Genomic DNA, 25474 nt, shown 5'->3' with positions numbered 1-25474 from the left:
ATGAAACCCCCCACCGGTGCGGGCCGCCGAGCGTCGGCCGTCATCCTCTTCGTGGTGGCCGTCGTCCTCGGCCTCACCCACCCCGCGGCCCTCGCCTCCCCGCACACCGCCCCGAGCGCGGCCGCGGAGTACGACGTGCGCGACTACGGCGCCGAGGGAGACGGCTCCACCAACGACAGCCCGGCCATCGACAAGGCGATCACGGCGGCCAACGCGGCCGGCGGCGGCACCGTCCGCTTCCCCGCCGGCACCTACAAGTCCAAGAACACCCTGCACATGAAGAGCCATGTGACGCTCCAGCTCGACAAGGGCGCCACTCTCCAGGGCTCCGGTGCCGACACCTACGACAAGGCCGAGTCCAACCCCTACGACGCCTACCAGGACTACGGGCACAGCCACTTCCACGACGCGATGATCTACGGCGACAAGCTGACCGACATCGGCTTCGTCGGCCAGGGAGTCATCGACGGCGCGGGCAACCTGATCACCGGCAACCCCAAGTCCGGCGAGGCAGACAAGATCATCTCACTGACCCTGTGCGACGGGCTCAGAATCGGTGACGGTCTCACGCTGCGCCGCGGCGGCCACTTCGCGGCCCTCGTCAACGGCTGCACCAACGTGACCTCCGACCACCTGACCATCGACACCGCGAGCGACCGCGACGGCTGGAACGTCATCTCCACCACCCACGCCACGATCACCAACGCCACCATCCACGCCAACGACGACGCGCTGGTGTTCAAGAGCGACTACGCGCTCGGCGCCAAGCTGCCCAACGGGCATGTGCGGGTGAGCGATTCGACCCTCGGGGCCAAGTGCTGCAACGCCCTGATGTTCGGCTCCGAGACCTGCGGCGACTTCTCGGACTACCAGTTCGAGAACATCCGTATCGACGGCGCCGACAAGTCCGGCCTCGGCATGGTCTCGATGGACGGCTCGAAGATCTCCGACGTCCACTACCGCGACATCACAATGACGAACGTCCACTCGCCGATCATGCAGAAGATCGGCACCCGCAAACGCTGCGGCAACAGTCCCGGTGTCGGATCGATCAGCGACGTCACGTACGACGACATCACCGCGACCGGCAACAGCCCGTCCTTCAGCCCGACCCTGTGGGGCGAGTCCGGGCACCGCATCAACGGCGTGACCTTCACCGACGTCAACATCACGGTCCCCGGCGGCAACGGCACCATGTCCACGGGCGTGCCCAGCAACGACTCGACCGACTACAACCCGAAGAGTATCGGCACCCGGCCGGCCTACGGCTGGTACCTGCACAACGCCGACAACGTGCAGTTCACGGACAGCTCGGTCAAGTTCGCCTCGAACGACGGCCGGCCCGCGTTCATCGCCAACGCGGCCAGCGGTGTCCGGCTCACCCGGTTCACCGCGCAGAAGGGCAGCAACTCTCCCTTCGACGTAGGCTTCCAGGACGTCACCGGCGGCTGCCTGACGGACAGTCACAACACCTCCGGCGGCGCCCTGCGCGTCTCGGGAAGCCAGGACTGCGGCAGTAGTACGGCGGTGAAGCCGCTCGACCTGGAGAATCCCCGCCAGGACTTCCTCCGCGCCTCCGTCGGCGGTCTGTTCCTGCACTGGGGCCTGCGCACCGCACCGGCCCACACCAACTGCACCGCCTGGGAGAACGACGTCACGAGCGGGGGCTGGAGCCCTGACTACTGGGTGAACGAGGCGCAGAAGCTGCACACCCAGTACCTCGTCCTCGCCACCTTCCACAGCCGCCTCGGCTACGCCCGCCCCTGGCCGTCCAAGATCCCCGGGTCCTGCTCCACCAAGCGGGACTTCCTCGGCGAGCTGATCACCGCCGCCGAGGCCAAGGGCATGAAGGTCATCCTCTACATGACGAACGACCCCCAGTGGCACGACGAGGGCGGCCACGAGTGGCTCGACTCGGCCGCCTACTCCGCCTACAAGGGCAAGAACGTCGACCTGACCACCAACGACGGCTTCGGGCAGTTCAGTTACGACAATTTCTTCGAGGTCATGGACCGCTACCCCGACCTCGGCGGCTTCTGGATCGACAACGACAACTCCTACTGGGAGAGCCACAACCTCTACCAGCAGATCTACGACAAGCGCCCGAACTACACGCTCAGCAACAACAACGAAGACACGCCGATCATGGACATGATCAGCAATGAGCAGAAGGCGGGCATGACCCCGGCCTACGACTACCCGCAGGCCGTCTACACCGCCCAACCCCGCCTGACCGAGGCCGACTTCAAGCTGCCCTCGACCGGTGCGTGGTGGTACGACGGCTCCAACCCCTCCGTCGACCGCGCGCTCACCCTCGGCCGCCTCATCACCAACGCCGGCTCCTCGGTCAAGGCGCTCATGGCCGAGACCGCCCAGGTCAACGGCAAGTTCCCGTCGAACCAGGCCTCCTTCAACACCTTCGCCGACTCCTACCTCGACCCCATCTGGGAGTCCCTGCACGGCACCGAGGGCGGCGGCTACATGTACGGCGGTCTCAAGCCCGGTGCCTGGAACGACGGCGCGTACGGTGTGACGACCATCGCCAAGGACGACCCGAACCGGCAGTACGTCCACGTCCTGACCCCGCCCGGCACCAGCACCCTGCGTGTCCGGGACAACGGCTACCGCATCGCCTCCGTCACCAACCTCCGTACCGGCAAGCCGGTTTCGTGGTCGCAGTCGGGCGGTGTGCTGACCCTGACCGGGCTCGGCGACTGGGACCCGTACGACACCGTCTTCAAGGTCACCACCGCCGGCCGCCAGGGCATCCTCACCGGCGTCAAGGTGAGCGCGAGCGCCTCCGCCGACGGACACGCCGCGTCGGCGGCGGGTGACCGCGACCACCTCACCTACTGGGACAGCAACAAGACCCTGCCGGTGAACCTCACCTTCGACCTCGGCTCGGCCAAGAAGGTGCAGTACATCGGGCTCAACCAGCGCGAGGACTCCGTCGCCTACGCACGCTCGGACACGGAGCAGTCGGCCCGCATCAAGGACTACAAGGTGTTCCTCAGCAACAACGGCTCGACCTGGAGCGTGGTCAAGACCGGCCAGCTGCCGAGCCGCCGCGGCATCCAGGGCATCGACCTGACCGCCGCCAATGCCCGCTATGTCCGGCTCGAGGTCGACACCACCTGGGCCGCCTCCAGCGACACCACCCGCTACAAGCGACTGCGGGTCGACGAGGCGTGGATCGGCACGTCGTACGCCACACCCGCGAACGGGGGACAGTCATGATCCGTGTCAGATCGCTCACGGCCGCGGTGGCCGGGGTGCTCGTGGCGGCCGCCGTGCCGCTGACGGGCGTCACCGCCCACCCGGCGGCCGCCTCCGACAACGGCCAGTCCGTACGGCCCGCCATGGGCTGGTCCAGCTGGAGCTTCGTGCGCCGCACGCCGACCGAGGCGAAGATCAAGGCGCAGGCCGACGCGCTGGTCTCCAGTGGTCTGAAGGACCACGGCTTCGTTCACGTCAACCTCGACGACTTCTGGCAGAAGTGCGACAGCAACGGCTTCGTCGTCGACGGCTACGGCCGCTGGGCCGTCGACACCGCCAAATTCCCGGACGGCATCAAGGGGCTGGCGGACTACGTCCACTCCAAGGGGCTGAAGTTCGGCTTCTACGTCACTCCCGGCATCGCGAAGAACGCCGTCACCAAGAACACGCCGATCGAGGGGACCTCGTACCACGCGAAGGACATCGCGGACACGTCCAGGACCGAGAAGAACTACAACTGCAAGAACATGTACTACATCGACTACTCCAAGCCCGGCGCGCAGGAGTTCGTGAACTCCTGGGCCAAGCAGTTCGCGTCCTGGGGAGTCGACTACCTGAAGATCGACGGAGTGGGCAGCGCAGACATCCCCGACGTCCAGGCGTGGGACAGGGCGCTGCGGGCGAGCGGGCGGCCCATCAACTTCGCGCTCTCCAACAACCTGCCGATCGCGAACGCCTCCACCTGGCGCGAATCGGCGAACAGTTGGCGCACCCAGGGTGACGTGGAGTGCTACTGCGGGCCGGGGAGCAACGGCAGCGGCTATCCGCTGACCGACTGGTCCCACGTCTCCAAACGCTTCGACTCGGCCGCCTCCTGGCAGCCGTATGCCGGGCCCGGTGGCTGGAACGACCTGGACTCGCTGGAGATCGGCAACGGCGACCAGGTGGGCCTGACGGCCGACCAGCGCCGTTCGCACTTCACGCTGTGGTCGATGGCGGCGGCCCCGCTGCTCCTCGGCACCGACCTCACCCAACTCGACCCCGTCGACAAGGCGATGCTCACCAACGACCGGTTGATCGGCGTCGACCAGGACGGGGTCGCGGCCGAGCGGATCGTCAACAGCGGTGTGCAGCAGGTCTGGAGCAAGAAGGAGAGCGACGGGCAGTACGTCGTGGCGCTGTTCAACACCGGGACCTCGGGCAACGCCAACGTCAGCGTGAACTGGTCGCAGGTGGGCTTCAGCGGCTCGGGTGACGTGACCGACCTCTGGTCCGGATCGCACAAGGGCGTGATCGCGAAGTCCTACAGCGCGACCCTGCGTCCCGGCGAGACCAGGCTCATCCGGGTCAAGCCCGCCAACTCCGCCAAGACGGCGGCCGCTTCACCCGGATTCGCCGTGGCCCCCTACGAGTACCTCGGTTGGGGCAACCCCCAGAACCCCACGTCCGTGATGTCCGCGACCGGCGTCAAGTGGTTCACCCTCGCCTTCATCCTCTCCGACGGCACCTGCAACCCGAAGTGGGACGGCTCCCGCCCGCTGACCGGAGGCAGCGACCAGTCCACGATCAACGCGATCAGAGCGGCGGGCGGTGACGTCGTCGTCTCCGTCGGCGGCTGGAGCGGGAACAAGCTCGGCGAGAAGTGCTCCAGCGCCTCCGCGCTCGCCGGTGCCTACCAGAAGGTGATCAACGCCTACAAGCTGAAGGCTCTCGACATCGACATCGAGAACACCGAGTGGTCCAACGCGGCCGTGCGGCAGCGGGTGGTCGACGCGCTGAAGACGGTGAAGGCGAACAACCCGGGCCTGAAGACCGTCATCACCTTCGGCACCACCTCCTCCGGCCCCGACTCCACCGGCGTCGACATGATCAAGCGGGCCGCCGACTCCGGTCTGGCGAACGACGTCTGGTGCGTCATGCCGTTCGACTTCGGCGGCGGCACGACCAACATGGGCAGCCTCACCACCAAGGCCATGGAAGGCCTCAAGGCCCAGGTGAAGTCGGCATACGGCTACAGCGACGCCACCGCCTACGCCCACATCGGGCTGTCGTCGATGAACGGCAAGACCGACGACTCCGGTGAGCGCGTGCGGGTGGCCGACTTCAAGACCATGCTCGCCTACGCCCAGCAGCACCACATCGGCCGGCTCACCTACTGGGCCGTCAACCGCGACCGGGCCTGCGGCTCCGGCACCGACGGCGACGCCTGCAGCGGCGTGACGCAGCAGCCGTACGACTACCTCAAGGTCTTCACCCAGTACACGGGCTGAGGGGAACATCCGTGAACATCAGAAGAGTTCTGCCGTACGGCGTCGCGGCGGCCCTGGCGCTGCCGCTCGCCGGTCTCGGCCAGGGCACCGCGCTGGCCGCCACCGACTACCAGGCCGAGGACGCCCGGATCTCGCAGGGCACCGTCGCCACCAACCACACGGGGTACACCGGCACCGGCTTCGTCGACTACACCAACGTCAAGGGTTCCTATGTGGAGTTCACGGTGAGCGCGGCCTCCGCCGGCACCTCCGCCCTCACCCTGCGCTACGCCAACGGCACCTCCACCGACCGGCCGATGGACATCTCCGTCAACGGCACGGTCGTCGCCTCCGGCGTCTCCTTCCCGGCCACCGCCGACTGGAACACCTGGGTCACCAAGACCCTCGACGTGCCGCTGACCGCGGGCACCGACAAGATCCGGGCGACAGCCACCACCGCCGCCGGCGGACCCAACCTCGACCGCGTCAGCCTCGACGCGGCCGCCGACACCCAGGCCCCGACCCGCCCCGGACAGCCCAGCTGCTCCGACGTCGGAGCGGACACGCTGACCCTGGCCTGGGGCGCGTCCACGGACAACGTGGGCGTCAGCGCGTACGACATCTACGAGCACGGCAACAAGATCAGTGAGGCGCCGGGGAGTTCGACCTCGAAGGCACTGACCGGGCTCACCCCGAACACGGACTACAACCTCACGGTGATCGCCCGCGACGCGGCCGGCAACACCTCGCCCGCGAGCCCGGTCGTCGACTGCACCACCAAGCCCAGCTCCGACACCACCCCGCCGAGCAAGCCGGGCACGCTGTCCGCGAGCAACATCACCGCCAACAGCGCAGATCTGAAGTGGGGTGCCTCGACCGACGACAAGGCGGTCGTCGCCTACGACGTGCGCAGCGACACCACCGTCTACGACACGGTCACCAGCGGCACCTCGACCACGCTCACCGGGCTCGCCTGCAACAGCCCGTACAGCCTGAACGTCGTGGCCCGGGACGCGGCCGGCAACGTCTCCGAGGCCGGCAACACGGTCACCTTCACCACGAAGGCGTGCGCGACCGACGGCGGCGTCCCGTCCTCGATCGCGACGCTCTCCAGCGGCTGGACCATCCCCTGGGGCACCTACTGGATGCCCGACGGCAAGACCGCCCTGGTCACCGAGCGGGACGCCTTCAAGGTCTGGAAGGTCACCAAGGACGGCACGAAGACCCAGGTCGGCACCGTCCCGAACGCCGTCACCACCAACGGCGAGGGCGGACTGCTCGGCGTCGCCGTCGACCCCAAGTGGGCGACCGACCACTACGTCTACTTCATGCACACCGCCTCCGAGGGCAACCGGGTGGTCCGCATGACGTACGACGGCACGACCCTCAGCGACTACAAGGTCCTGCTCCAGGGCATCAAGAAGAACCGCTACCACAACGGCGGACGGCTCCTCTTCGGTCCCGACGGGTATCTCTACGTCTCCACCGGCGAGGCCCAGACGCCCGACCTGGCGCAGGACAAGAACTCCCTCAACGGCAAGATCCTGCGCATGACGAGCGACGGCAAGCCGGCTCCCGGCAACCCGTTCGGCAACTACGTCTACAGCCTCGGCCACCGCAACCCGCAGGGCCTCGCCTTCGACCGCAACGGCCGTCTGTGGGAGGCCGAGTTCGGCAACAGCTCCAAGGACGAGCTGAATCTGATCAAGCCCGGCGCCAACTACGGCTGGCCGACCTGCGAGGGCACCTGCAGCGTGTCCGGGATGACCAACCCCAAGGCCACCTGGAACGTCTCCGAGGCATCGCCGAGCGGGATCGCCATCGTCCGCAACGTCGTCTACATGGCGTCCCTGCGCGGCGAACGGCTGTGGCGGATCCCGATCAACGGCGACAACGAGAGCGTGGGCACGCCGACCGCGTACTACGTCGGCACCTACGGTCGGCTGCGCACCGTCACCAAGGTGCCGGGCGCGGACCAGTTGTGGCTGTCCACCACCAACTGCGACAACAACGGTAACCAGCCGGACGGATCGGACAAGCTCTTCCGCGTCGACATCGGCTAGGCCCGGTACAGCGCCTCGACCTCATTGGCGTAGGCGTTCTCGATCGCCTTGCGCTTCAGCTTCAGCGACGGGGTGAGCAGGCCGTGCTCCTCGGTGAACGGCTGGGCCAGTATGCGGAAGGTGCGGATCGACTCGGCCTGCGAGACGAGGGTGTTGGCGGCGACCACCGCGCGCCGCACCTCCGTCTCCAGGTCGGCGTCGCGCACCAGTTCGGCCGGGGACAGCCGCGGTTTGCCGCGCATCGTCAGCCAGTGCTCGACGGCCTCGTGGTCGAGGGTGACCAGGGCGGCGATGTAGGGGCGGTCGTTGCCCACGACGATGCACTGGCTGACCAGCGGATGGTCCCGGACCCGCTCCTCCAGCACCCCCGGGGAGACGCTCTTGCCGCCGGAGGTCACGAGGATCTCCTTCTTGCGGCCGGTGATGGTCAGGTAGCCGTCCTCGTCCAGGGAGCCCAGGTCGCCAGTGGCGAGCCAGCCGTCGTGCAGGGTCTCGTCGGTGGCCTTCTGATTGTTGAGGTAGCCCTGGAAGATGTTCGGGCCGTGCAGCCAGATCTCGCCGTCGTCCGCGATGTGCACGGTGACGCCCGGGATGGGCCGGCCGACCGTGCCGTAACGGGTGCGTTCGGGCGGGTTCGCGGTCGCGGCCGCCGTCGACTCGGTCAGGCCGTAGCCCTCGTAGATCTGCACGCCCGCGCCTGCGAAGAACAGGCCGAGCCGGCGGTCCATCCCGGAGCCGCCGGACATGGCGTTGCGGATCCGGCCGCCCATCGCCGCGCGCACCTTGGAGTAGACGAGCTTGTCGAACAGCTGGTGCTGCATGCGCAGACCTGCCGAGGGGCCGGGGCCGATGCCCCAGGCCTTCGCCTCGACGGCGTCCGCGTACTTCACGGCGATCTCGACGGCCTTCTCGAACGGCCCGGCCTTGCCCTCCTTCTCGGCCTTGCGGCGGGAGGCGTTGAAGACCTTCTCGAAGATGTACGGCACCGCGAGGATGAACGTCGGCTTGAACGCCTGCAGGTCCGGCAGCAGGGCGGCGGCGTGCAGCTGCGGCTGGTGGCCGAAGCGGACCCCGCGGCGGATCGCGGCGACCTCCACCATGCGGCCGAAGACGTGCGCGAGCGGCAGGAACAGCAGCGTCGCCGCCTCGTCGCCCTTCTTGGAGTGGAAGACCGACTCCCAGCGGTCGGCGACCGTGTCCGCCTCCCACATGAAGCTGCTGTGCGTGATCACACAGCCCTTGGGGCGGCCCGTGGTGCCCGACGTGTAGATGATCGTCGCGGTCGACGACGGGGTGACGGCCTGCCGATGGCGGTGCACCACGTCGTCGTCGAGGTGCGCGCCGGCGTCGTACAGCTCCTGCACGGCTCCGAGGTCGAGCTGCCACAGCTGGTGCAGCTGCGGCAGCCGGTCGATGACGCTGGCGATCGTCATGGCGTGGTCCTCGTGCTCCACGATCGCCGCCGAGCACTCGGAGTCGTACAGCATCCAGAAGCACTGCTCGGCCGAGGACGTCGGATAGACCGGCACCACGTGGGCGCCGATCGTCCACAGCGCGAAGTCGAACAGGGTCCACTCGTAGCGGGTGCGGGACATGATCGCGACCCGGTCGCCGAACCGGATGCCGCGGGCGAGGAGCCCCTTGGCGAGGGCCAGTACCTCGTCCCGGAACTCGGCCGCCGTCACATCGCGCCACCGGCCCTCGTCGTCCTTGCGGCCGAGGGAGATGTGCAGCGGGTCCGCCAGGGCGCGCTCGAAGACGACGTCGGCCAGACCGCCCACTGTCGGCGGCAGCGTCAACGGCGGGCTGGTGAACTCGCGCAAACCCACTCCCCGCTCCCTGTTCGAGACTTCGCAAGCGCCGTGAAAGCTACCCCACCGGCGGACGGGGCGGGAGGGGGGTCGAATCCGAACAACCCTCACGTACACCCCGCCCGTCGGGCGGAAAATGCGCTCACATCAGGAAGGGTCGGACAGAAAACTGACGGTTGAGTAAGTTTCGGTCCCGTAATCTCCACGGAATCTGTACGAGCCGACTACCGCCCTTGACCGCAGGTCAACGGCCCTGTCCGCGACGCGCGCCCGTCTTCTCCGTCAGCGTCTCACGGGCGGATTTCGTCACTGCGGCCCCGGTCGCCCGTGGCGGCCTGACCAGGGCGAGCACCAGCGCCCCGCCCACCGTGGCGGTCACTCCGGCCGCCCCGCCGGCCGAGTTCAGGCCCGCGGCGAACGCCGTGCGCAGCGCGTGCTCGGAGAAGGCGCCGCGCAGCGCCGCGGCCCCGCCGCCCGCCAGGGCGTGGGCCGGGCCGTGCGGCAGCGTGTCCTGCATCCGCGAGGTCAGCACGGTCCCGTAGACGGCGATGCCGAGCGCCAGGCCGAGCTGGCGGAAGGTGTTGACCGCGCCGCCCGCCATCCCGTGCCGGTCCTGCGGTACGGCGGCCAGCGCGGCGCCCGCGAGCCCCGGCGCCACCAGCCCCGTACCGACACCCAGCAGCACCAGCCCCGGCAGCAGCGCGGACGCCGTCGAGTGCGCGTCCAGCGAGGTCGTGCAGAACTGCCCCGTGCCGATCAGCAGCAGTCCGCCGCCGATGGTGATCCGGGCCGGCACCCCGTGCAGCAGCCGGCCGCCGGCCGCCGCCACCACGAAGGAGGACAGCGACAGCCACAGGAAGACCAGGCCGCCGCGCACCGAACTCATCCCGAGCAGCGACTGCAGCCAGATCGAGTCGTAGGCCATCAGGCCGAACGCCGCAGCGTTGAAGGCGAGCGCGCCGACCATCACCCCCGAGAACGCGGGCTTCGCGAACAGCCGGAGGTCCAGCATCGGGTCGGCGCCGCGCCGCTCGACGACGACGAAGCAGACCAGCGCCGCGACGGCCGCCGCGAAGGTCAGCAGAGTGCCCGTCTCGCCCCAGCCGTGTTGCCCCGCCCGCACCGCGCCGTACGTCAGCGAGCCCGCGAACGCGGCGAACGTCACCGTGCCCGCCCAGTCCACCCGGCGCGCGCGCGAACCGTGCGACTCGGGTACGACCCTCAGCGTCAGCCACACCGCGGCCACGCTCACCGGCAGGTTGACGTAGAAGATCCACCGCCAGCCGGGCCCGTCGGTCAGCAGCCCGCCGACCACCGGTCCCACCGCCGCCGCGGCGCCGCTGACCGCGCCCCACACGCCGAGCGCGGCCGAACGCTGCCTGCCCCGGTACACCGAGCTGAGCAGCGGCAGCGTGGTCGCCAGCATCGCCGCCGCGCCGAAGCCCTGCAGCCCGCGCGCCGCGACCAGCGTCCCCGGCCCGTCCGCCATGCCGCACAGCAGCGACGCCGTCGCGAACACCACCACGCCCGCTACGTGCACCCGCCGCCGCCCCAGGATGTCGGCCGCGGCGCCCACGCCGAGCAGCAGCGCGGCCAGCGCGAGCGCGTAACCGTCCATCACCCACTGCAGGTCGCTCAGCGAGGCGTGCAGCGAGCCCGCCATGTCCGGCAGCGCGACCACCGCGATGGTCACGTCCAGCAACAGCATGAACGTGCCCAGGCAGACGGCCGTGAGTGGCCCCCAAGTACGCATGTCCTCAACTCCTCGTGCGATGTCTGCGTCTGTCCCCGTACGATGGGGCGATCCGGCCGATCACGGCGGCCACCGGCCGCTTGGCGCCGGAATCCGACGTCAGGGGGCCACATGGAGACGAATATCGACGCACCGCTGTCCCCCGGTTTCGACGGGCTCGACGTGCGCCTGCTGACCGCGCTGGAGATCGACGGCCGGGCGCCGTTCAGCAAGGTCGCCTCGGTGCTCGGTGTCTCCGACCAGACCGTCGCCCGCCGCTACCGCCGGCTGTGCGCCGAGGCCGGGCTGCGGGTCGTGGTGATGCGGGACGCCCACCGGCTGGGCCGGGACCAGTGGATGCTGCGGGTGCGCTGCGCGCCGGACAGCGCCCCGGCCATCGGGGAGGCGCTCGCGAAGCGTCCCGACACGTCCTGGGTCGGACTCGCCTCGGGCGGCACCGAAGTCCTGTGCCTGACCCGCCCGCGCAGCTCGAGCGACCACGACGACCTGCTGCTCGGCAGGCTCCCGCGCACCCCCAGCGTGGTGGAGATCCGCGCCCACCAGCTGCTGCACCGGTTCTACGGCGGCGCGCAGGGCTGGATCAGCAAGCTCGGCGCGCTCACCGCCGAGGAGACCGAGGCCCTGCGTCCGCCCGCCGGTCCCGCGCCGGGTCCCGTCCGCCTCACCGCCGAGGACGAGCCCCTCCTGGGCGCCCTGGAACGCGACGGCCGCGCCACCTACCCCGAACTGCAGCGCGCCACCGGCCTGTCCGAGTCCGCGGTCAAGCGCCGCCTCGCCGCGCTGCGCTCCTCGGGGGCGGTGTACGTCGACTCGGAGTGCGACCCGACCGTGGTCGGCCACCCGATCGCCGCCATGCTGTGGATCACCGCGGCCCCGGCCGCCCTGCACTCCGTCGGCGAGGCCCTGGCCGGACACCGTCCGATCGCCCACGCCTCCGCGACGGCCGGCCCCTGCAACATCGTCGCGACCGCGCTGGCGGAGAACACCGCCGCCCTGTACACCTACCTCAGCGGCCCCCTCGGCCACCTGGAGGGCGTCCAGCACGTGGAGACGACCGTGTTCCTACGCCGCATCAAACAGCTCACCTATCCGCTCCCGACCCGCTGACGGGCGTCCGCGCGGGGGGTCCCCAGCGGCGGCGGGGTCGGTCGCCGGGCGTGGCACAACGGGGGCCTGCCTGTGCACTCCCGGCGCGGCTCACCGTGCCGCTTGCGCCCCGCCGACCTGTGTCCGCGTCGCGGGTGCCCAGCGGCGGTGCAGGCGGTCGCCGGCTGCCAGGATCGCCGTCGCCAGGGCGTCGGCCGCGCTCTGGGCGGAGGCCCGGCGCCGGCCGTGGACCAGGACGAAGTCGACCTTGCCCAGTTCCGGCAGCCCCGCCCGATCGGGTACGCGGGCTAGGCCCGGCGGGACCAGTCCCCGGGAGTGGGCCATCACGCCGAGTCCCGCCCGGGCCGCCGCGATCAGCCCGTTGAGGCTGCCGCTGGTGCAGGCGATGCGCCATTCCCGGCCCTGCCGCTCCAGGGCCTCCAGGGCGAGGGCGCGGGTGATGCCCGGCGGCGGGAAGACGATCAGCGGGACCGGCCGGTCCGGGTCCAGGCGCAGCCGCTCCGCGCCGATCCAGACCAGCTCGTCGTGCCAGACCAGCTCCCCGCGCGGGTCCTCGGGGCGCCGCTTCGCCAGCACCAGGTCCAGCTTCCCGGCCTGGAGCTGTTCGTGCAGGGTGCCCGACAGCTCGACCGTCAGCTCCAGGTCCACCTCGGGGTGGTCGTGGCGGAAGCCCTCCAGGATCTCCGGCAGCCGGGTCAGCACGAAGTCCTCCGAGGCACCGAAGCGGAGCCGGCCGCGCAGCCGCGTGCCCCCGAAGAACGCCGTCGCCTGCTCGTGCACCTCCAGGATGCGGCGCGCGAAGCCGAGCATCGCCTCACCGTCCTCGGTCAGCTCCACGGAGTGCGTGTCCCGGGAGAACAGCCGGCGGCCGGTGGCGTCCTCGAGACGGCGCACGTGCTGGCTGACCGTGGACTGCCGCAGCCCGAGCCGCCGCGCGGCCTGCGTGAAGCTCAGGGTCTGCGAGACCGCCAGGAAAGTACGCAGGTGGGAGGGCTCGTACATGAGGTCCACGGTAGCCGGTCATCGCGAATGGCGATGACAGTCAGAGCGGTATGACGGATTCCCGATCGGTCCGCGGAGGAGGACCATGGAGCGGGGGACTCCGTCCCTCCCGGAGCCCCCGAACCGACCCCGTACCGACGACAGAACAAGCAAGTGGAGCACCGTGAAACGCCTGCGCTGGCCGAGTTGGATGCCGATCGACCCGTACATCCTGCTGCTGCTCGGGACGGTGGGCCTGGCGGCCCTGTTCCCGGCGCGCGGGACGGGGGCCGACGTGGCCTCGGGCGCCTCCACGGCGGCGATCGCCTTCCTCTTCTTTCTGTACGGCGCCCGGCTGTCCACGCGTGAGGCGCTGGACGGACTCCGGCACTGGCGGCTGCACGGCACCGTCCTCGCCTGCACGTTCGTGATCTTCCCGCTGCTGGGCCTGGCCGCCCGGGGACTGGTCCCGGTCTTCCTGACCCACCCGCTCTACCAGGGCCTGCTCTTCCTCACTCTCGTCCCGTCCACCATCCAGTCGTCGATCGCCTTCACGTCGATCGCACGCGGCAACGTGCCCGCCGCGATCTGCGCCGGCTCCTTCTCCTCCCTGGTCGGCATCGTCGTCACCCCGCTGCTCGCCGCCGCCCTGCTCGGCAACAGCGGCGGCGGCTTCAGCGCCGACTCGCTCGTCAAGATCGTGCTGCAGCTGCTGGTGCCGTTCCTCGCCGGACAGGTGCTGCGCCCCTGGATCGGCGGCTTCGTCGCCCGGCACAAGAAGGTCCTCGGCCTGGTCGACCGCGGCTCGATCCTGCTGGTCGTCTACACCGCGTTCAGCGAGGGCATGGTCCAGGGCATCTGGCACCAGGTGAGCCCGGTCCGGCTGGGCGGCCTGCTGGTCGTCGAGGCGGTCCTGCTCGCCGTGATGCTGGCCCTGACCTGGTACGGCGCCAAGGCGCTGCGCTTCGGCCGCGAGGACCGCATCGCCATCCAGTTCGCCGGCTCCAAGAAGTCCCTGGCCTCCGGACTGCCCATGGCGAGCGTCCTGTTCGGGGCCCACGCCTCGCTGGCCGTGCTGCCGCTGATGCTCTTCCACCAGATGCAGCTCATGGTGTGCGCGGTGATCGCCAAGCGCCGCTCGCACGACCCCCTCGACGAGGACGTCACCGGGTCCGCACCAGCCGCACCGTCACGAAACGCGGTCGGTACAGGGACACGTTCGCGTTGATGCCCGCCGAAGCGCCCGTCGTCTGCAGCCAGTTGACGTCGTAGCTGAGTACCAGCCGCCCGTTGTCGCCGCCCGTGCCGGAGGCGCTGTCGGACACGGCGGGGTGCGCCTGCGGGTTGTACGCGGCGACCTCGGACGTCGGCAGCGAGGCGTCGAAGTTCCTCGTCGGGCCGTGCCACGGCCCGGTGGGGGAGCAGGCCCAGTAGGAGGTCACGGTGGTCAGCCCCGCACTGCCCGCGGCCATCGTGAACAGCACGTACGTGCCGTCCTGGCGCACCACCGAGAACGCGCTGCCCACCTTCGCCCCGCGCACCGCGGCGGGCCGCGTCCCCCACCCCGAGCCGTCCCAGTACCGCCAGGCCGAAGCATCGCCGAGCCGGCCCTGCGGTACGCGCGCCACATAGGCCGAGGACGACGGGCGGGACGCCGCCTGCCCGTCGTCGCCGCCGAACACGTAGCTCCAGCCGCCCTTCTCGACCAGCGTCGTGCCGAACAGGACCCGGCGCGAGGGATCGGCGACCAGGCTCTGGTCGAGCACCTTCACGACCGACTCCACCCGCAGGTCGGGCAGCGACAGCGTGGCCACCTCGGTGGCCGTCGGCACGCCGTAGATCCACGGCGGCTGTCCGGCCGTCCGCAGCCACAGCAGCACCCGCACGACCTGCTCGGACGAGCCGGGGGAGCGCGGCTCGACGCGGGCCGCGACGGGCCACCGCCACTGGTTCGCGGCCGGGTCGGCGAAGAGTGGGGCGGGAAGGGTGGCCCGCAGCCGGCCGTCGCGCATCACCACGGCCGAGTTGCGCACCAGCGGCGCGGAGGTGTCCCGCCAGGACGCGGACTCGCCGACCGGGTTGGGCGGGGCGTGCACCTGGCCCAGATAGGTGTCCGAGAACAGCCACAGCACCCGGCCGTCCGGCAGCCGCACCGAGTGGGTGCCGTCGCCGCCGGTCCAGTCGTCGCCGCGGGTCGGATCGTCGCCGTACCGGGTGAACTCGTCGTCGAGCCGGTCGTCCCCGGACCACGAGGAGATGGTGTACGGCACGCATCCGCCGCCCTGCCGTCCGCCGTGGTCCGGGAGGGCGGTGAGCAGCACGGCCGCGAGGACCAGCGTCAGCAGCAGGCCGATGCCGGTCCCCGTCCGCTGTCGTGCTCGTACGTCGTCGGGCACCCACGGGACGTTAGTGGCTGTCGCTCACGTGGTCCATGGGCAGCCACAGGACGGTGTCCTTCGGGGACGCCTCCCGCCCGGCGATCTCCTCGTCGCTCAGCGCCCGGTCCCACACGTGGACGTCGTCGATCGCGCCGGTGAAGTACGCCCGGCTGTCCATGCGCTGGCCGATGTGCACGCCGAAGGGGGAGTTGCGGCTGACCGAGCCCGGCACGTCGGCGGCCGAGACGGCCGTGCCGTCGACGAACAGCGTCAGCAGCCCGCCGCCGCGGCGCAGCGCCAGCCGGTGCCACTGGCCGTCGTTGTAGGCGCCGGTGGTGCGGACGGAGACCGACCGCGGGGCCGCCGCCCCGTCGCGTACCGTGATCAGTCCCTGGACGCGGTCGTTGGCGGGCTCTCCGCGCAGCCACACCTGCGGCTGGGTGGTGCCGATGCCGCCCATCCACAGCAGCGGCTGCTCACCGTTGGTCGCGGTGTAGCGGAACCACAGCGCCGCGGTGAAGTCCTTCGTCCCGAGCGGCAGCCGGTCGCTGTAGGGCAGGCGTACGGCGTCGTCGGCGCCGTCGAACTCCAGCGCGCCGCCCTGGACTCCCTTGGTCTGCACGGCTCCGCCGAGCACGGCCGCCGGGCGCGCGTGCCGGGCCAGGTCGGGGGTGGTCGGGTCGGGGCCGCGCCGCGCTTGCAGCCAGTCCTCGCCGAAGCGGGCGAAGCGGATCTCGTCGCGCGCGTCGACGGCCCCGCCCTCGTACATCAGCCCCACGGTGTCCCGGTCGATCCGCGTGAGGTCCGAGTAGCCCGACCAGTCCGTCGTCACGACCGTGCCGCGGTCCACGCTGTCCCAGGTGCGGCCGCCGTCGTAGGAGGAGCGGATCATCATGGTCCGGCGCCGGTCCGGGTCGCCCGGGCAGGCCAGCAGGATGCGGTCGCCCAGGCGCAGCATCGAGCCCTGCACCTGGGGCGTGTAGAGGTCGGGGAGATCACGGAAGGGGGCGGCGAAGCTGTCGCCGCCGTCCCGGCTGACGGTCTGGGTGCGGTGGCCGAGGTCGGTGCCGTCCTGTTCGCGCCCGCTGACCAGGACCGAGCCGTCGGTGCGCTCGGCGAGGGTGAGCTCGGACGGCTTCTGCCGGAAGGTGCCGTCGTCCGCGATCGGCCAGGAGTCCGTGGCACCGGCCCGCCAGTGGTCGCCGCCGTCGTCGCTGACGATCAGTGCCGCGTGGTTGGCGGTGACCCTCCCCCAGCCTCCGGCCGGGGGAACCCCCCTCTCGCTTCGCTCGCCGCTCCATGTCTCGGTGTTGACGCCGAGGACGAGTCGGCCCGCGTGCCGGCCGCGGGTGAGTTGAATGCCGTGCACGGGCCCGGTGGCGTACCAGGAGTTCCAGTCGGCGGGCCGGATCTCGTCGCTCAGGTCGCGCGGCGCCGACCAGGTCAGACCATCGTCGTCGCTGTACTGCAGATGCGGGGTCCGGTCGCACGGCACCGAGCAACTCGCGCTGTCCGTACGGCCCGTGTTGTACGTCTCGGCCAGCAGGACGCGGCCCGTCTCCCGGTCCACGACCGGCGCCGGATTGCCGTGCGTGTCACCGCCGCCCGCGGTGACGACCCGCAGCGGGCCCCAGGTGCGCCCACCGTCCGTGGAGCGCTTGAGCACGATGTCGATGTCCGCGGCGTCCCCGCAGTTCAGCCGCCGTCCCTCGGCGAACGCCAGCAGCGTGCCGGCGGTCGTCCGCACCACGGCCGGTATCCGGAAGCAGGCGTAGCCGGGGTCCTGGGCGGCCTTGAAGAGCACCTGCTGCTCGAACTCGGGCGCCGTCGCGGCAGCGTGGGCGGTGGGGGCCGGGAGGGCGGCGAGCGCCGCGGCGGCGACGAGTGCGGCGCCGATGGCTCTCAGACGCGTGCGAAGACGTGACGGCATGGTGCGAACCTGCCCTTCAGAGGCCTCAACGACCGGACATCCGGACATCCGACGTCCAATGTCCGTGCCACAGAGGCTAGTTGCGGCCTCCGAGGACTCACAAGAAGCGTGCGGCCACTTGCTGTCAGGGCCGCAGGACCACCTTCCCCAGGTTGCCGCGCGACTCGATCACCGCATGGGCCTTCGCGGCGTCCTCCAGCGCGAACTCCCCATGCACGACAGGCTTCAGCGCACCCTCCGCGAACAACTGCCACAGCTCCCGCCGCCACCGCTCGTACAACTCGGGCCTGCCGCGCGCGATCCGCGCCATCTGGAACCCGATCACCGACTTGGCGCCCACGAGCAGGTCGTACGCCTGGACGGTCCCGCCGCCCGAGCTGTACGCCACCAGCCGCCCGCCCGGGGCCAGCGCGGCCACCGCCGGGCTCAGCAACGCGCCGCCCACCGCGTCGAGGACGTAGTCGACGGGTTCGCCCCAGCTCTCGTCGCCGTAGCCGATCACCTCGTCGACGCCGAGGGAGCGTACGAAGTCACCCTTGCCCAGGTCGGAGACGGCCCCCACGACCCGGTCCGCCCCCCGTGTCCGCGCCAGCTGCACGGCCAGATGGCCCACCCCGCTCGCGGCGGCCGTGACCAGCGCCGCCTCGCCCGGCTCGGGCCCGGCCGCCTCCAGGGCCCCGAGCGCGACAAGACCGCTGCGGACCAGGGCGACGGCGTCGACGGCGGACGCGCCGTCCGGCACGGGCGAGGCCATTGCCTCCCCCAACAGGGCGAAATCGGCGTAGCCGTGCCCGAAGACGAGCCCGGTCACCCGGTCGCCGGCACGGAAGCGGCCGACCCCCTCGCCGACGGCCACCACCTCCCCGGCGACCTCACCGCCCAGCGCAATGGGCTCAGCGGCCTCGGTGACCTTGCGGACGACCGGAAGGGTGACGCCGACCGCCTCGCACCGGACGAGGAGCTCACCGGGCCCGGGCTCCGGAACGTCGGTCTCCTCCAGGAACAGGGGGCCGCCGGTGGACTCGTGGCGAACGCGGCGCATCGCACCTCCAGGGGTCGTCGAGATGCCCGGCAACAGGACATGTCGTTGGGAGTCCCAACGATATGTCATCTCGTTGGGACTCCCAACGACTTTTCGCCTAGACTCCTGCCATGTCTGCCGTTCCCGAAGCGCCGCTCGCCGCGATCCGCTCCCTGCCCAGCTGGCTGCTCGGCCGCGCCGCCGACCGGGGGCGCTCCCTGGTGGCCGAGGCGCTGGCCGCGGAGGGGCTGAAGATGTGGCACCACGTGGTGCTCTCCGCCGTCCGCGACCTGGCGCCCGTCGCCCAGGCCGACCTCGGCCGCGGCGTGCGGCTGGACCCGAAGGACCTGGTCGGCGTCCTCAACGACCTCCAGGCCGCCGGCCTCGTCGTCCGCGAACCCGACCCCGAGGACCGCCGCAAGAACGCCGTGTCCCTCACCGCGCAGGGCGCGCGGTTGCTGGAGCGCTGCGAGGAGGCGGCCCGGGCGGCCAACGACGAACTGCTCGCCCCCCTCACGGCGGCGGAACGCGACCGGTTCCTGGCCCTGTTGATCCGGATTTCCGGTACGGAGGGCTGACGACGGATAACGTTCCGTCATGACCCCACCCCTCGCCCTCGACCCCGCGCGCAGCGCCCTCGTCCTCGTCGATCTGATGGACCGGATCGTCGCGCTGCCCCTGGAGCCCCGCAAGGGCACCGAAGTCCTGTCCGCAGCCGAGCAGTTGGCGACCGCCTTCCGCTCGGCGGGCGCACCCGTCGTCCTCATCCGCGTCGAACGCCCCGGCGTCGCCGAACAGCCGCCCGGCAGCGGTCTGGTCGCGGGCCTCGCCCGGGAGGGCGACCTGGAGGTCGTGAAGCGGACCATCGGCGGCTTCCAGGGCACGGACCTGGACGACCTCCTGCGCGAACGCGGCGTACGCGCCCTGGTGTTCGGCGGCATCGCCACGAACCTCGGCGTCGAGTCCACCGCCCGCGCCGCCGGCGACCTCGGCTACGACCTGATCTTCGTCGAGGACGCCATGGCAGCCTTCACGTCCGCGGAGCACGAGGCATCGGTACGACTGGACTTCCCCCGACTGGGGACGGTGGTGACGGCCGCGCAGGTGCGGTTCGTCGCCGGCTGACCCAGACGCCGGTACTCCTCCCTGAACAGACGGCAAGAGCCCACCAACGCAAACCGCACCCACGCGTCGGCCGCGAAGAGAGCCGCAGGGGGCGCGCCGGTGTCGAGACGGCGAACGCGCGGAGGCGCGCAGCGGCGAGCACGATCGCCGTCTCGACACCGGCACAAAGCGCCCCCGAAGGCGAACGCAGCAGAAAAAGAAGCGGGACCCCGAAGGCGCAGGGGGCGCTCCCCGCCGGTCGGGGCCCCGCCGCCGTGCCGCGGGGAGGCGGTCACCCCTGGGCGGCCGCGGTCCGCAGGGCGATGCGGTCCTCGCCCGCGTACACGTTCATGGAGGTGCCTCGCAGGAAGCCCACCAGGGTGAGCCCGGTCTCCGCGGCCAGGTCCACGGCCAGCGAGGAGGGGGCCGAGACCGCGGCCAGGACCGGGATGCCGGCCATCACGGCCTTCTGCGCCAGCTCGAAGGAGGCCCGGCCGGAGACCAGCAGGATCGTCCGGGACAGGGGCAGGTCCCCGTTCTGCAGGGCGCGGCCGACCAGCTTGTCGACCGCGTTGTGCCGGCCCACGTCCTCCCGTACGTCGAGCAGTTCCCCGCCCTCACTGAACAGGGCGGCGGCGTGCAGGCCCCCGGTCCGGTCGAAGACCCGCTGGGCCGCGCGCAGCCGGTCGGGGAGGCCGGCGAGCAGCTCGGGGTCGACCCGGACCGGGGGAGTGTCGGCTATCGGCCAGCGGGCCGTCGTACGCACGGCGTCGAGGCTCGCCTTGCCGCACAGGCCGCAGGACGAGGTTGTGTAGACGTTCCGTTCGAGGGTGATGTCGGGAAGGGGCACCCCCGGCGCAGTGCGTACGTCCACCACGTTGTAGGTGTTCGAGCCGTCGACGGTCGCGCCCGCGCAGTACACGATGTTCTGCAGGTCCGACCGTTCGGCCAGCACGCCCTCGCTGACCAGGAATCCCGCGGCGAGCGCGAAGTCGTCGCCCGGGGTGCGCATGGTGATCGCGAGCGGTTTGCCGTTCAGCCGGATCTCCAGCGGCTCCTCGGCGACCAGCGTGTCGGGGCGTGAGGAGACCGCCCCGTCGCGGATGCGGATCACCTTGCGTCGTTCCGTGACTCGTCCCATGTGTGCCTCAGTCCCGGTTCTGTACGTGCTGGTAGCCGAAGCGGCCCTTGATGCAGAGGTTGCCGTGGGTCACCGGGTTGTCGTGCGGGGAGGTGACCTTCACGATCTCATTGTCCTGCACATGGAGCGTGAGGTTGCAGCCCACTCCGCAGTAGGCGCACACGGTGGTCGTCTCGCTCTGCCTGCTCTCGTCCCAGGTACCCGCGGCCCGCATGTCGAACTCCGACTTGAAGGACAGTGCCCCGGTGGGGCAGACCTCGATGCAGTTGCCGCAGTACACGCAGGCGGAGTCGGTGAGCGGGGCGTCCTGCTCCACGGCGATCCGGGCGTCGAAGCCGCGGCCGGAGACGGAGATCGCGAAGGTGTTCTGCCACTGGTCGCCGCAGGCGTCGACGCACTTGTAGCAGAGGATGCACTTGTCGTAGTCGCGCACGTACAGGTCGTTGTCGACCTTGGGTTCCTCGTTCAGCCGGGCCGCGTCCGGGCCGAAGCGGTCCGGCTTCGCCTCGTACTCCTTGATCCATTCAGCGACTTGTGGAGTGGTCGACAAGTCGACCGACGAGGCGAGCAGCTCCAGGACGATCTTGCGGCTGTGCCGGGCGCGCTCGGTGTCGGTCCGCACCTCCATGCCGGGCTCGGCGCGGCGCGAGCAGGCCGGTACGAGGGTCCGGGAGCCCTCCACCTCGACGACGCACACCCGGCAGGCGTTCTTGGGTCGCAGCGTGTCGCCCTGGCACAGCGTCGGGATGTCCTTCCCGGCGGCCCGGCAGGCGTCGAGGATCGTCGAGCCCTCGGGCGCCCGGACCGCCTGCCCGTCGATGGTGAACTCCAGCAGCCGGCGCGGGATCCCCAGCGGTGTCACGGTCATACGGCGGCTCCTGTGCGGCGATGCGTGACCGTTCGTGGGCCCCGGGACGGTCGATGCGTGATCGTTCGTGGGCCCCGGGACGGTCGATGCGTGATCATTCGTAGGCCCCCAGACGGTCGATGGCGGATTCCACGGCGTTCCACGCGGTCTGCCCCAGACCGCAGATCGAGGCGTCCCGCATGGCGCGGCCGACCTCCCTGAGCAGCGCGATGTCGTCGGCGGCGGCCGCCCCCGTGCGCCGCACGATCCGGTGCAGCGCCTCCTCCTGCCGCACGGTCCCGACCCGGCAGGGCACGCACTGGCCGCAGGACTCGTCCCGGAAGAACTCGGCGATGCGCAGCAGCAGCCGGGGCAGCGGGACGGTGTCGTCGAAGGCCATGACGACCCCCGAACCGAGGGTGGTGCCCGCCTCCCGGGTGCCTTCGAAGGTGAGCGGGATGTCCAGTTCATCGGGTCGTACGAAGCCGCCGGCGGCGCCGCCGAGCAGCACCGCCCGCAGGTTCTCGCGGACCCCGGCCAGGGCGAGGACCTCGCCCAGTGTCGCCCCGAACGGCAGCTCGTAGATCCCGGGCCGTTCCACGCTGCCCGACACGCAGAACAGCTTGGCGCCGGTGGATCTGTCGGTGCCGATCGCCGCGTAGGCCGGGGCGCCCATCGTCAGGATCGGCAGGACGTTGACCAGCGTCTCGACGTTGTTCTCCACCGTCGGTTTGCCGAACAGGCCCTTCTCCACCGGGAACGGCGGCTTGGAGCGCGGTTCGCCCCGGTGGCCCTCGATGGAGTTGAACAGGGCCGTCTCCTCGCCGCAGATGTAGGCCCCCGCACCCCGCCGGATCTCGATGTCGAAGGTGTAGCCCTGGCCGAGGACGTCGTCGCCGAGGAAGCCGCGCGCGCGTGCCTGCGCGATCGCGTGCTCCAGCCGCCGCAGCGCCCGGGGGTACTCGCCGCGCAGGTACAGGTAGCCGCGGTGCGCGCCGACCGCGTAGGCGGCGACGGTCATCGCCTCGACGAGCGCGTACGGGTCGCCCTCCATCAGGACGCGGTCCTTGAAGGTGCCCGGCTCGGACTCGTCGGCGTTGCAGACCAGGTAGTGGGGGTGGTCGGGCTGGGACGCCGTGGCCTGCCATTTTCGGCCGGTGGGGAAGGCGGCGCCGCCGCGCCCGACCAGGCCGGAGTCGGTGACCTCGCGGATCACCCCGGCGGGGCCGAGTTCGAAGGCCCGGCGCAGGGCGGTGTAGCCGCCGTGGGCGCGGTAGTCGTCCAGGGAGGACGGGTCGACGACGCCCACCCTGGCGAGCAGCGTGAGTCCCGGGTCCCCGGCCTGTGGTACGGCCGTCGCCGCCGGCGGTTCCTCGGGGGCGGAGTCTGGGGCGTTCGCGGCGAGGACGGCCGACTCGACCGTCGCCGGCGCCGACACCGCCGTACGCACCGGGTCGCCCGCGCGCACGGCGAGGGCGGCCGGGGCGCGTTCGCACAGGCCCAGACAGGGGCTGCGCTGCATCGAGACGCCGGGCCCGAGCCGGGCCTCGACGCCGGCGCACAGTTCGGAGGAGCGGGCCGCCGCGCAGGCCAGGTCCGTGCAGACGTGGAGCACGGTGGCCGGGCGCGGCCGGACGGAGAACATCGCGTAGAACGTGGCGACGCCGTAGGCCTCCGCCGGCGGCACGGTCAGCCGCCGGCACAGGTAGTCGAGGGCGCCCTCAGTGATCCAGCCGACCCGGTCGTTGATCGCGTGCAGCCCCGGCAGCAGCAGCTCGCGCCGGTCGCGGGCCTCGCGGCCGCCGCGCGCCCACCTCAGATCGGCGTCGGACCGGTCGGCACCCTCCCAGGCGGACTCGGGAGGGCCCAACAGGGCGTCGACGGCGGCCCGTTCGTCGTCCGTCGGCTTGCTGTCGCCGAAGTGCAGATCCACCAGGTCACCTCACGATGGTCGCGACGGGGAGCTTCTCGATCCGGATCGCCGACGCCTTGAACTCCGCCGTGCCCGCGATCGGGCAGTTGGCCTCGATCGTCAGCCGGTTGGTGTCCACGTCGTCGGGGAAGTGCATGGTCATGAAGGCGAGGCCGGGGCGCAGCGCCGGGTCGACCCAGACGGGGGCCACCACCGAACCGCGCCGCGAGGACACCTGTACCTCCTCGCCGACCACGACGCCGTAGTGCTCGGCGTCCTCCGGGGACAGCTCGACGTACTCGCCGCGCCGCAGCGGGGAGGCGAAACCGCCGCTCTGCACACCGGTGTTGTAGGAGTCCAGGCGCCGTCCGGTGGTCAGCCGGATCGGGTACCGCTCGTCGGTGAGGTCGACCGGCGGATCGTGCTGCACGAGTCCGAAGGGGGCGGGTGTGCCGCGCCTGACCGGGTCCTTCTCCCACAACCGGCCGTGCAGGTAGGTCGGTTCGAGCGCTTCGGTGCTCGGGCACGGCCACTGGATGCCCTGGTGGCGCTCCAGGCGTTCGTACGTCATCCCGTAGTGGTCCGGTGAGACCGAGCGCAGCTCGTTCCACACGGTCTCGGCGTCGGCGTACTTCCAGTCGTGGCCGAGGCGTGCGGCGAGCTCGCAGATGATGTCGATGTCCTCGCGGGCCTCGCCGGGCGGGGTGACCGCCCGCCGCACGCGCTGGACCCGCCGCTCGCTGTTGGTCGTCGTGCCGTCGGTCTCCGCCCAGCCGGCGGTCGCGGGCAGGACGACGTCGGCCAGTTCGGCCGTCTTCGTCAGGAAGATGTCCTGCACGACGAGGAAGTCGAGCCGGCTCATGCGCCGTACGGCCTGTTCGCTGTCGGCCTCCGACTGCGCCGGGTTCTCCCCGATGCAGTAGACGGCCTTGAGGGCGCCCTCCTCCATCGCCTCGAACATCTCCGTCAGGTTCAGCCCGTAGTGCGGCTGGATGACGGTGTCCCAGGCCGACTCGAACTTCAGCCGGGTGCCGGGATCGAGGATGTCCTGGAAGCCGGGCAGTCGGTTGGGGATGGCGCCCATGTCGCCGCCGCCCTGCACGTTGTTCTGGCCGCGCAGCGGCTGCAACCCGGCGCCGTACCGTCCGACCTGGCCGGTCAGGAGGGAGAGGTTGATGAGCGCGCGGACGTTGTCGGTGCCGTTGTGGTGCTCGGTGATGCCCAGGGTCCAGCACAGCTGGGCGCGTTCGGCCCGGGCGTAGGCGTGCGCCAACTCCCGTATGGCGCGCGCCGGTACACCCGTCACCTTCTCGGCCAGGGACAGCGTCCACGGCTCGACGAGCGCCCTGTACTCCTCGAAGCCGGTGGTCGCCCGCTCGATGAACGCCTCGTTGGCCAGGTCCGCGTGGATGATCTCGCGGCCGATCGCGTGCGCCATCGGGATGTCGGTGCCGACGTTGAGGCCGAGCCAGCTCTCCGCCCACTCGGCGGTGGAGGTGCGGCGCGGGTCGACGGCGTACATCCGGGCGCCGTTCCTGATCCCCTTCAGCACGTGCTGGAAGAAGATCGGGTGTGCGAAGCGGGCGTTGGAGCCCCACATCACGATGACGTCGGTGTGCTCGATCTCCTCGTACGACGAGGTCCCGCCGCCCGAGCCGAAGGCGGCGGAGAGTCCGGCGACGCTGGGGGCGTGACAGGTCCGGTTGCAGGAGTCGACGTTGTTGGTGCCCATGACGACCCGCGCGAACTTCTGCGCCACGTAGTTCATCTCGTTGGTGGCCCGGGCGCAGGAGAACATGCCGAACGCGCCGCGGTTGCGTTGCAGACCGTGGGCCGCGCGGTCCAGGGCCTCCTGCCAACTCGCTTGCCGGAAGGGCTCGTCGCGGGAGTCGCGGACCAGGGGACGGGTGAGCCGGGTGTAGGTCTTCGGGGTCCGGTCGCGTTTGCTCATACGGCACTCC

The 25474-nt window shown here is 71.0% G+C and carries 17 protein-coding genes; 7 read left to right on the top strand and 10 right to left on the bottom strand.

What is annotated here, in order from left to right:
* From ACQF4J_RS10875 to ACQF4J_RS10865, 3 genes are read left to right on the top strand one after another with little or no spacing between them, the layout of a single operon-like run.
* On the top strand, nt 1-3237 hold the full coding sequence (locus tag ACQF4J_RS10875; RefSeq protein ID WP_427165541.1) for a glycosyl hydrolase family 28 protein: 3237 nt from the start codon (nt 1-3) through the stop codon (nt 3235-3237).
* Nucleotides 3234-5486: an alpha-galactosidase gene (locus ACQF4J_RS10870; RefSeq protein ID WP_351577022.1), complete on the top strand. Its 2253-nt coding sequence runs from the start codon at nt 3234-3236 to the stop codon at nt 5484-5486. Before ACQF4J_RS10875 ends, ACQF4J_RS10870 begins: the two co-directional genes overlap by 4 nt.
* An 11-nt stretch (nt 5487-5497) precedes the next feature.
* A complete protein-coding gene (locus ACQF4J_RS10865) occupies nt 5498-7528 on the top strand; it encodes a PQQ-dependent sugar dehydrogenase (protein ID WP_427165540.1) in 2031 nt (676 codons plus the stop codon).
* On the opposite strand, the gene ACQF4J_RS10860 is transcribed toward ACQF4J_RS10865, so the two are convergent.
* Together ACQF4J_RS10860 and ACQF4J_RS10855 are read right to left on the bottom strand one after the other, a co-directional pair.
* Nucleotides 7525-9351 carry an AMP-dependent synthetase/ligase gene (locus ACQF4J_RS10860; protein WP_351805006.1) on the bottom strand — a complete coding sequence of 609 codons (1827 nt, stop codon included), beginning with the start codon at nt 9349-9351 and terminating at the stop codon, nt 7525-7527. The two genes, ACQF4J_RS10865 and ACQF4J_RS10860, sit on opposite strands and share 4 nt — an antisense overlap.
* A 232-nt stretch (nt 9352-9583) precedes the next feature.
* Nucleotides 9584-11092 (bottom strand): MFS transporter, encoded by a 1509-nt coding sequence (locus ACQF4J_RS10855; RefSeq protein WP_427165539.1) that lies wholly within the window; start codon nt 11090-11092, stop codon nt 9584-9586.
* Nucleotides 11093-11203: 111 nt separating this feature from the next.
* Here ACQF4J_RS10855 and ACQF4J_RS10850 point away from each other — a divergent pair, with 111 nt between their 5' ends.
* Nucleotides 11204-12199, top strand: a complete 996-nt coding sequence (locus ACQF4J_RS10850) for an Lrp/AsnC family transcriptional regulator (protein ID WP_351577005.1) — start codon at nt 11204-11206, stop codon at nt 12197-12199.
* Between the two features lie 90 nt (nt 12200-12289).
* Here ACQF4J_RS10850 and ACQF4J_RS10845 read toward each other — a convergent pair whose 3' ends face one another.
* Nucleotides 12290-13201 (bottom strand): LysR substrate-binding domain-containing protein, encoded by a 912-nt coding sequence (locus ACQF4J_RS10845; protein ID WP_351577002.1) that lies wholly within the window; start codon nt 13199-13201, stop codon nt 12290-12292.
* Between the two features lie 190 nt (nt 13202-13391).
* Between ACQF4J_RS10845 and ACQF4J_RS10840 the strand changes: the two genes are divergently transcribed.
* Nucleotides 13392-14408 (top strand): bile acid:sodium symporter family protein, encoded by a 1017-nt coding sequence (locus ACQF4J_RS10840; RefSeq protein WP_351577117.1) that lies wholly within the window; start codon nt 13392-13394, stop codon nt 14406-14408.
* Here ACQF4J_RS10840 and ACQF4J_RS10835 read toward each other — a convergent pair.
* The 3 genes from ACQF4J_RS10835 to ACQF4J_RS10825 form a co-directional block, all read right to left on the bottom strand.
* Nucleotides 14344-15576 (bottom strand): DUF4185 domain-containing protein, encoded by a 1233-nt coding sequence (locus ACQF4J_RS10835; RefSeq protein WP_427165538.1) that lies wholly within the window; start codon nt 15574-15576, stop codon nt 14344-14346. The two genes, ACQF4J_RS10840 and ACQF4J_RS10835, sit on opposite strands and share 65 nt — an antisense overlap.
* 10 nt (nt 15577-15586) lie before the next feature.
* Nucleotides 15587-17488 carry an exo-alpha-sialidase gene (locus ACQF4J_RS10830; RefSeq protein WP_427165537.1) on the bottom strand — a complete coding sequence of 634 codons (1902 nt, stop codon included), beginning with the start codon at nt 17486-17488 and terminating at the stop codon, nt 15587-15589.
* A 124-nt stretch (nt 17489-17612) separates the two neighbouring features.
* Complete coding sequence (locus ACQF4J_RS10825; RefSeq protein WP_427165536.1) at nt 17613-18530, bottom strand: quinone oxidoreductase family protein; 918 nt, start codon at nt 18528-18530, stop codon at nt 17613-17615.
* Nucleotides 18531-18640: 110 nt separating this feature from the next.
* Between ACQF4J_RS10825 and ACQF4J_RS10820 the strand changes: the two genes are divergently transcribed.
* Complete coding sequence (locus ACQF4J_RS10820; RefSeq protein ID WP_427165535.1) at nt 18641-19087, top strand: MarR family winged helix-turn-helix transcriptional regulator; 447 nt, start codon at nt 18641-18643, stop codon at nt 19085-19087.
* 19 nt (nt 19088-19106) lie between these two features.
* A complete protein-coding gene (locus ACQF4J_RS10815) occupies nt 19107-19634 on the top strand; it encodes an isochorismatase family protein (protein ID WP_351576993.1) in 528 nt (175 codons plus the stop codon).
* 271 nt (nt 19635-19905) lie between these two features.
* Here ACQF4J_RS10815 and fdhD read toward each other — a convergent pair whose 3' ends face one another.
* From fdhD to ACQF4J_RS10795, 4 genes are all read right to left on the bottom strand, one after another.
* Complete coding sequence (gene fdhD, locus ACQF4J_RS10810) at nt 19906-20754, bottom strand: formate dehydrogenase accessory sulfurtransferase FdhD (protein ID WP_351576990.1); 849 nt, start codon at nt 20752-20754, stop codon at nt 19906-19908.
* 7 nt (nt 20755-20761) lie between these two features.
* Complete coding sequence (locus ACQF4J_RS10805; RefSeq protein ID WP_351576987.1) at nt 20762-21622, bottom strand: 2Fe-2S iron-sulfur cluster-binding protein; 861 nt, start codon at nt 21620-21622, stop codon at nt 20762-20764.
* Between the two features lie 94 nt (nt 21623-21716).
* A complete protein-coding gene (locus tag ACQF4J_RS10800; protein ID WP_427165534.1) occupies nt 21717-23534 on the bottom strand; it encodes an NADH-ubiquinone oxidoreductase-F iron-sulfur binding region domain-containing protein in 1818 nt (605 codons plus the stop codon).
* A 4-nt stretch (nt 23535-23538) separates the two neighbouring features.
* Nucleotides 23539-25464, bottom strand: a complete 1926-nt coding sequence (locus ACQF4J_RS10795) for a molybdopterin oxidoreductase family protein (protein WP_351576981.1) — start codon at nt 25462-25464, stop codon at nt 23539-23541.
* Between the last annotated feature and the right edge of the window lie 10 nt (nt 25465-25474).

This window comes from Streptomyces sp. C1-1 (assembly GCF_050214755.1).
GTDB lineage: Bacteria > Actinomycetota > Actinomycetes > Streptomycetales > Streptomycetaceae > Streptomyces.
Note: the sequence above shows the minus strand (reverse complement) of the source record. Positions and strands in the feature narration are given on the sequence as shown.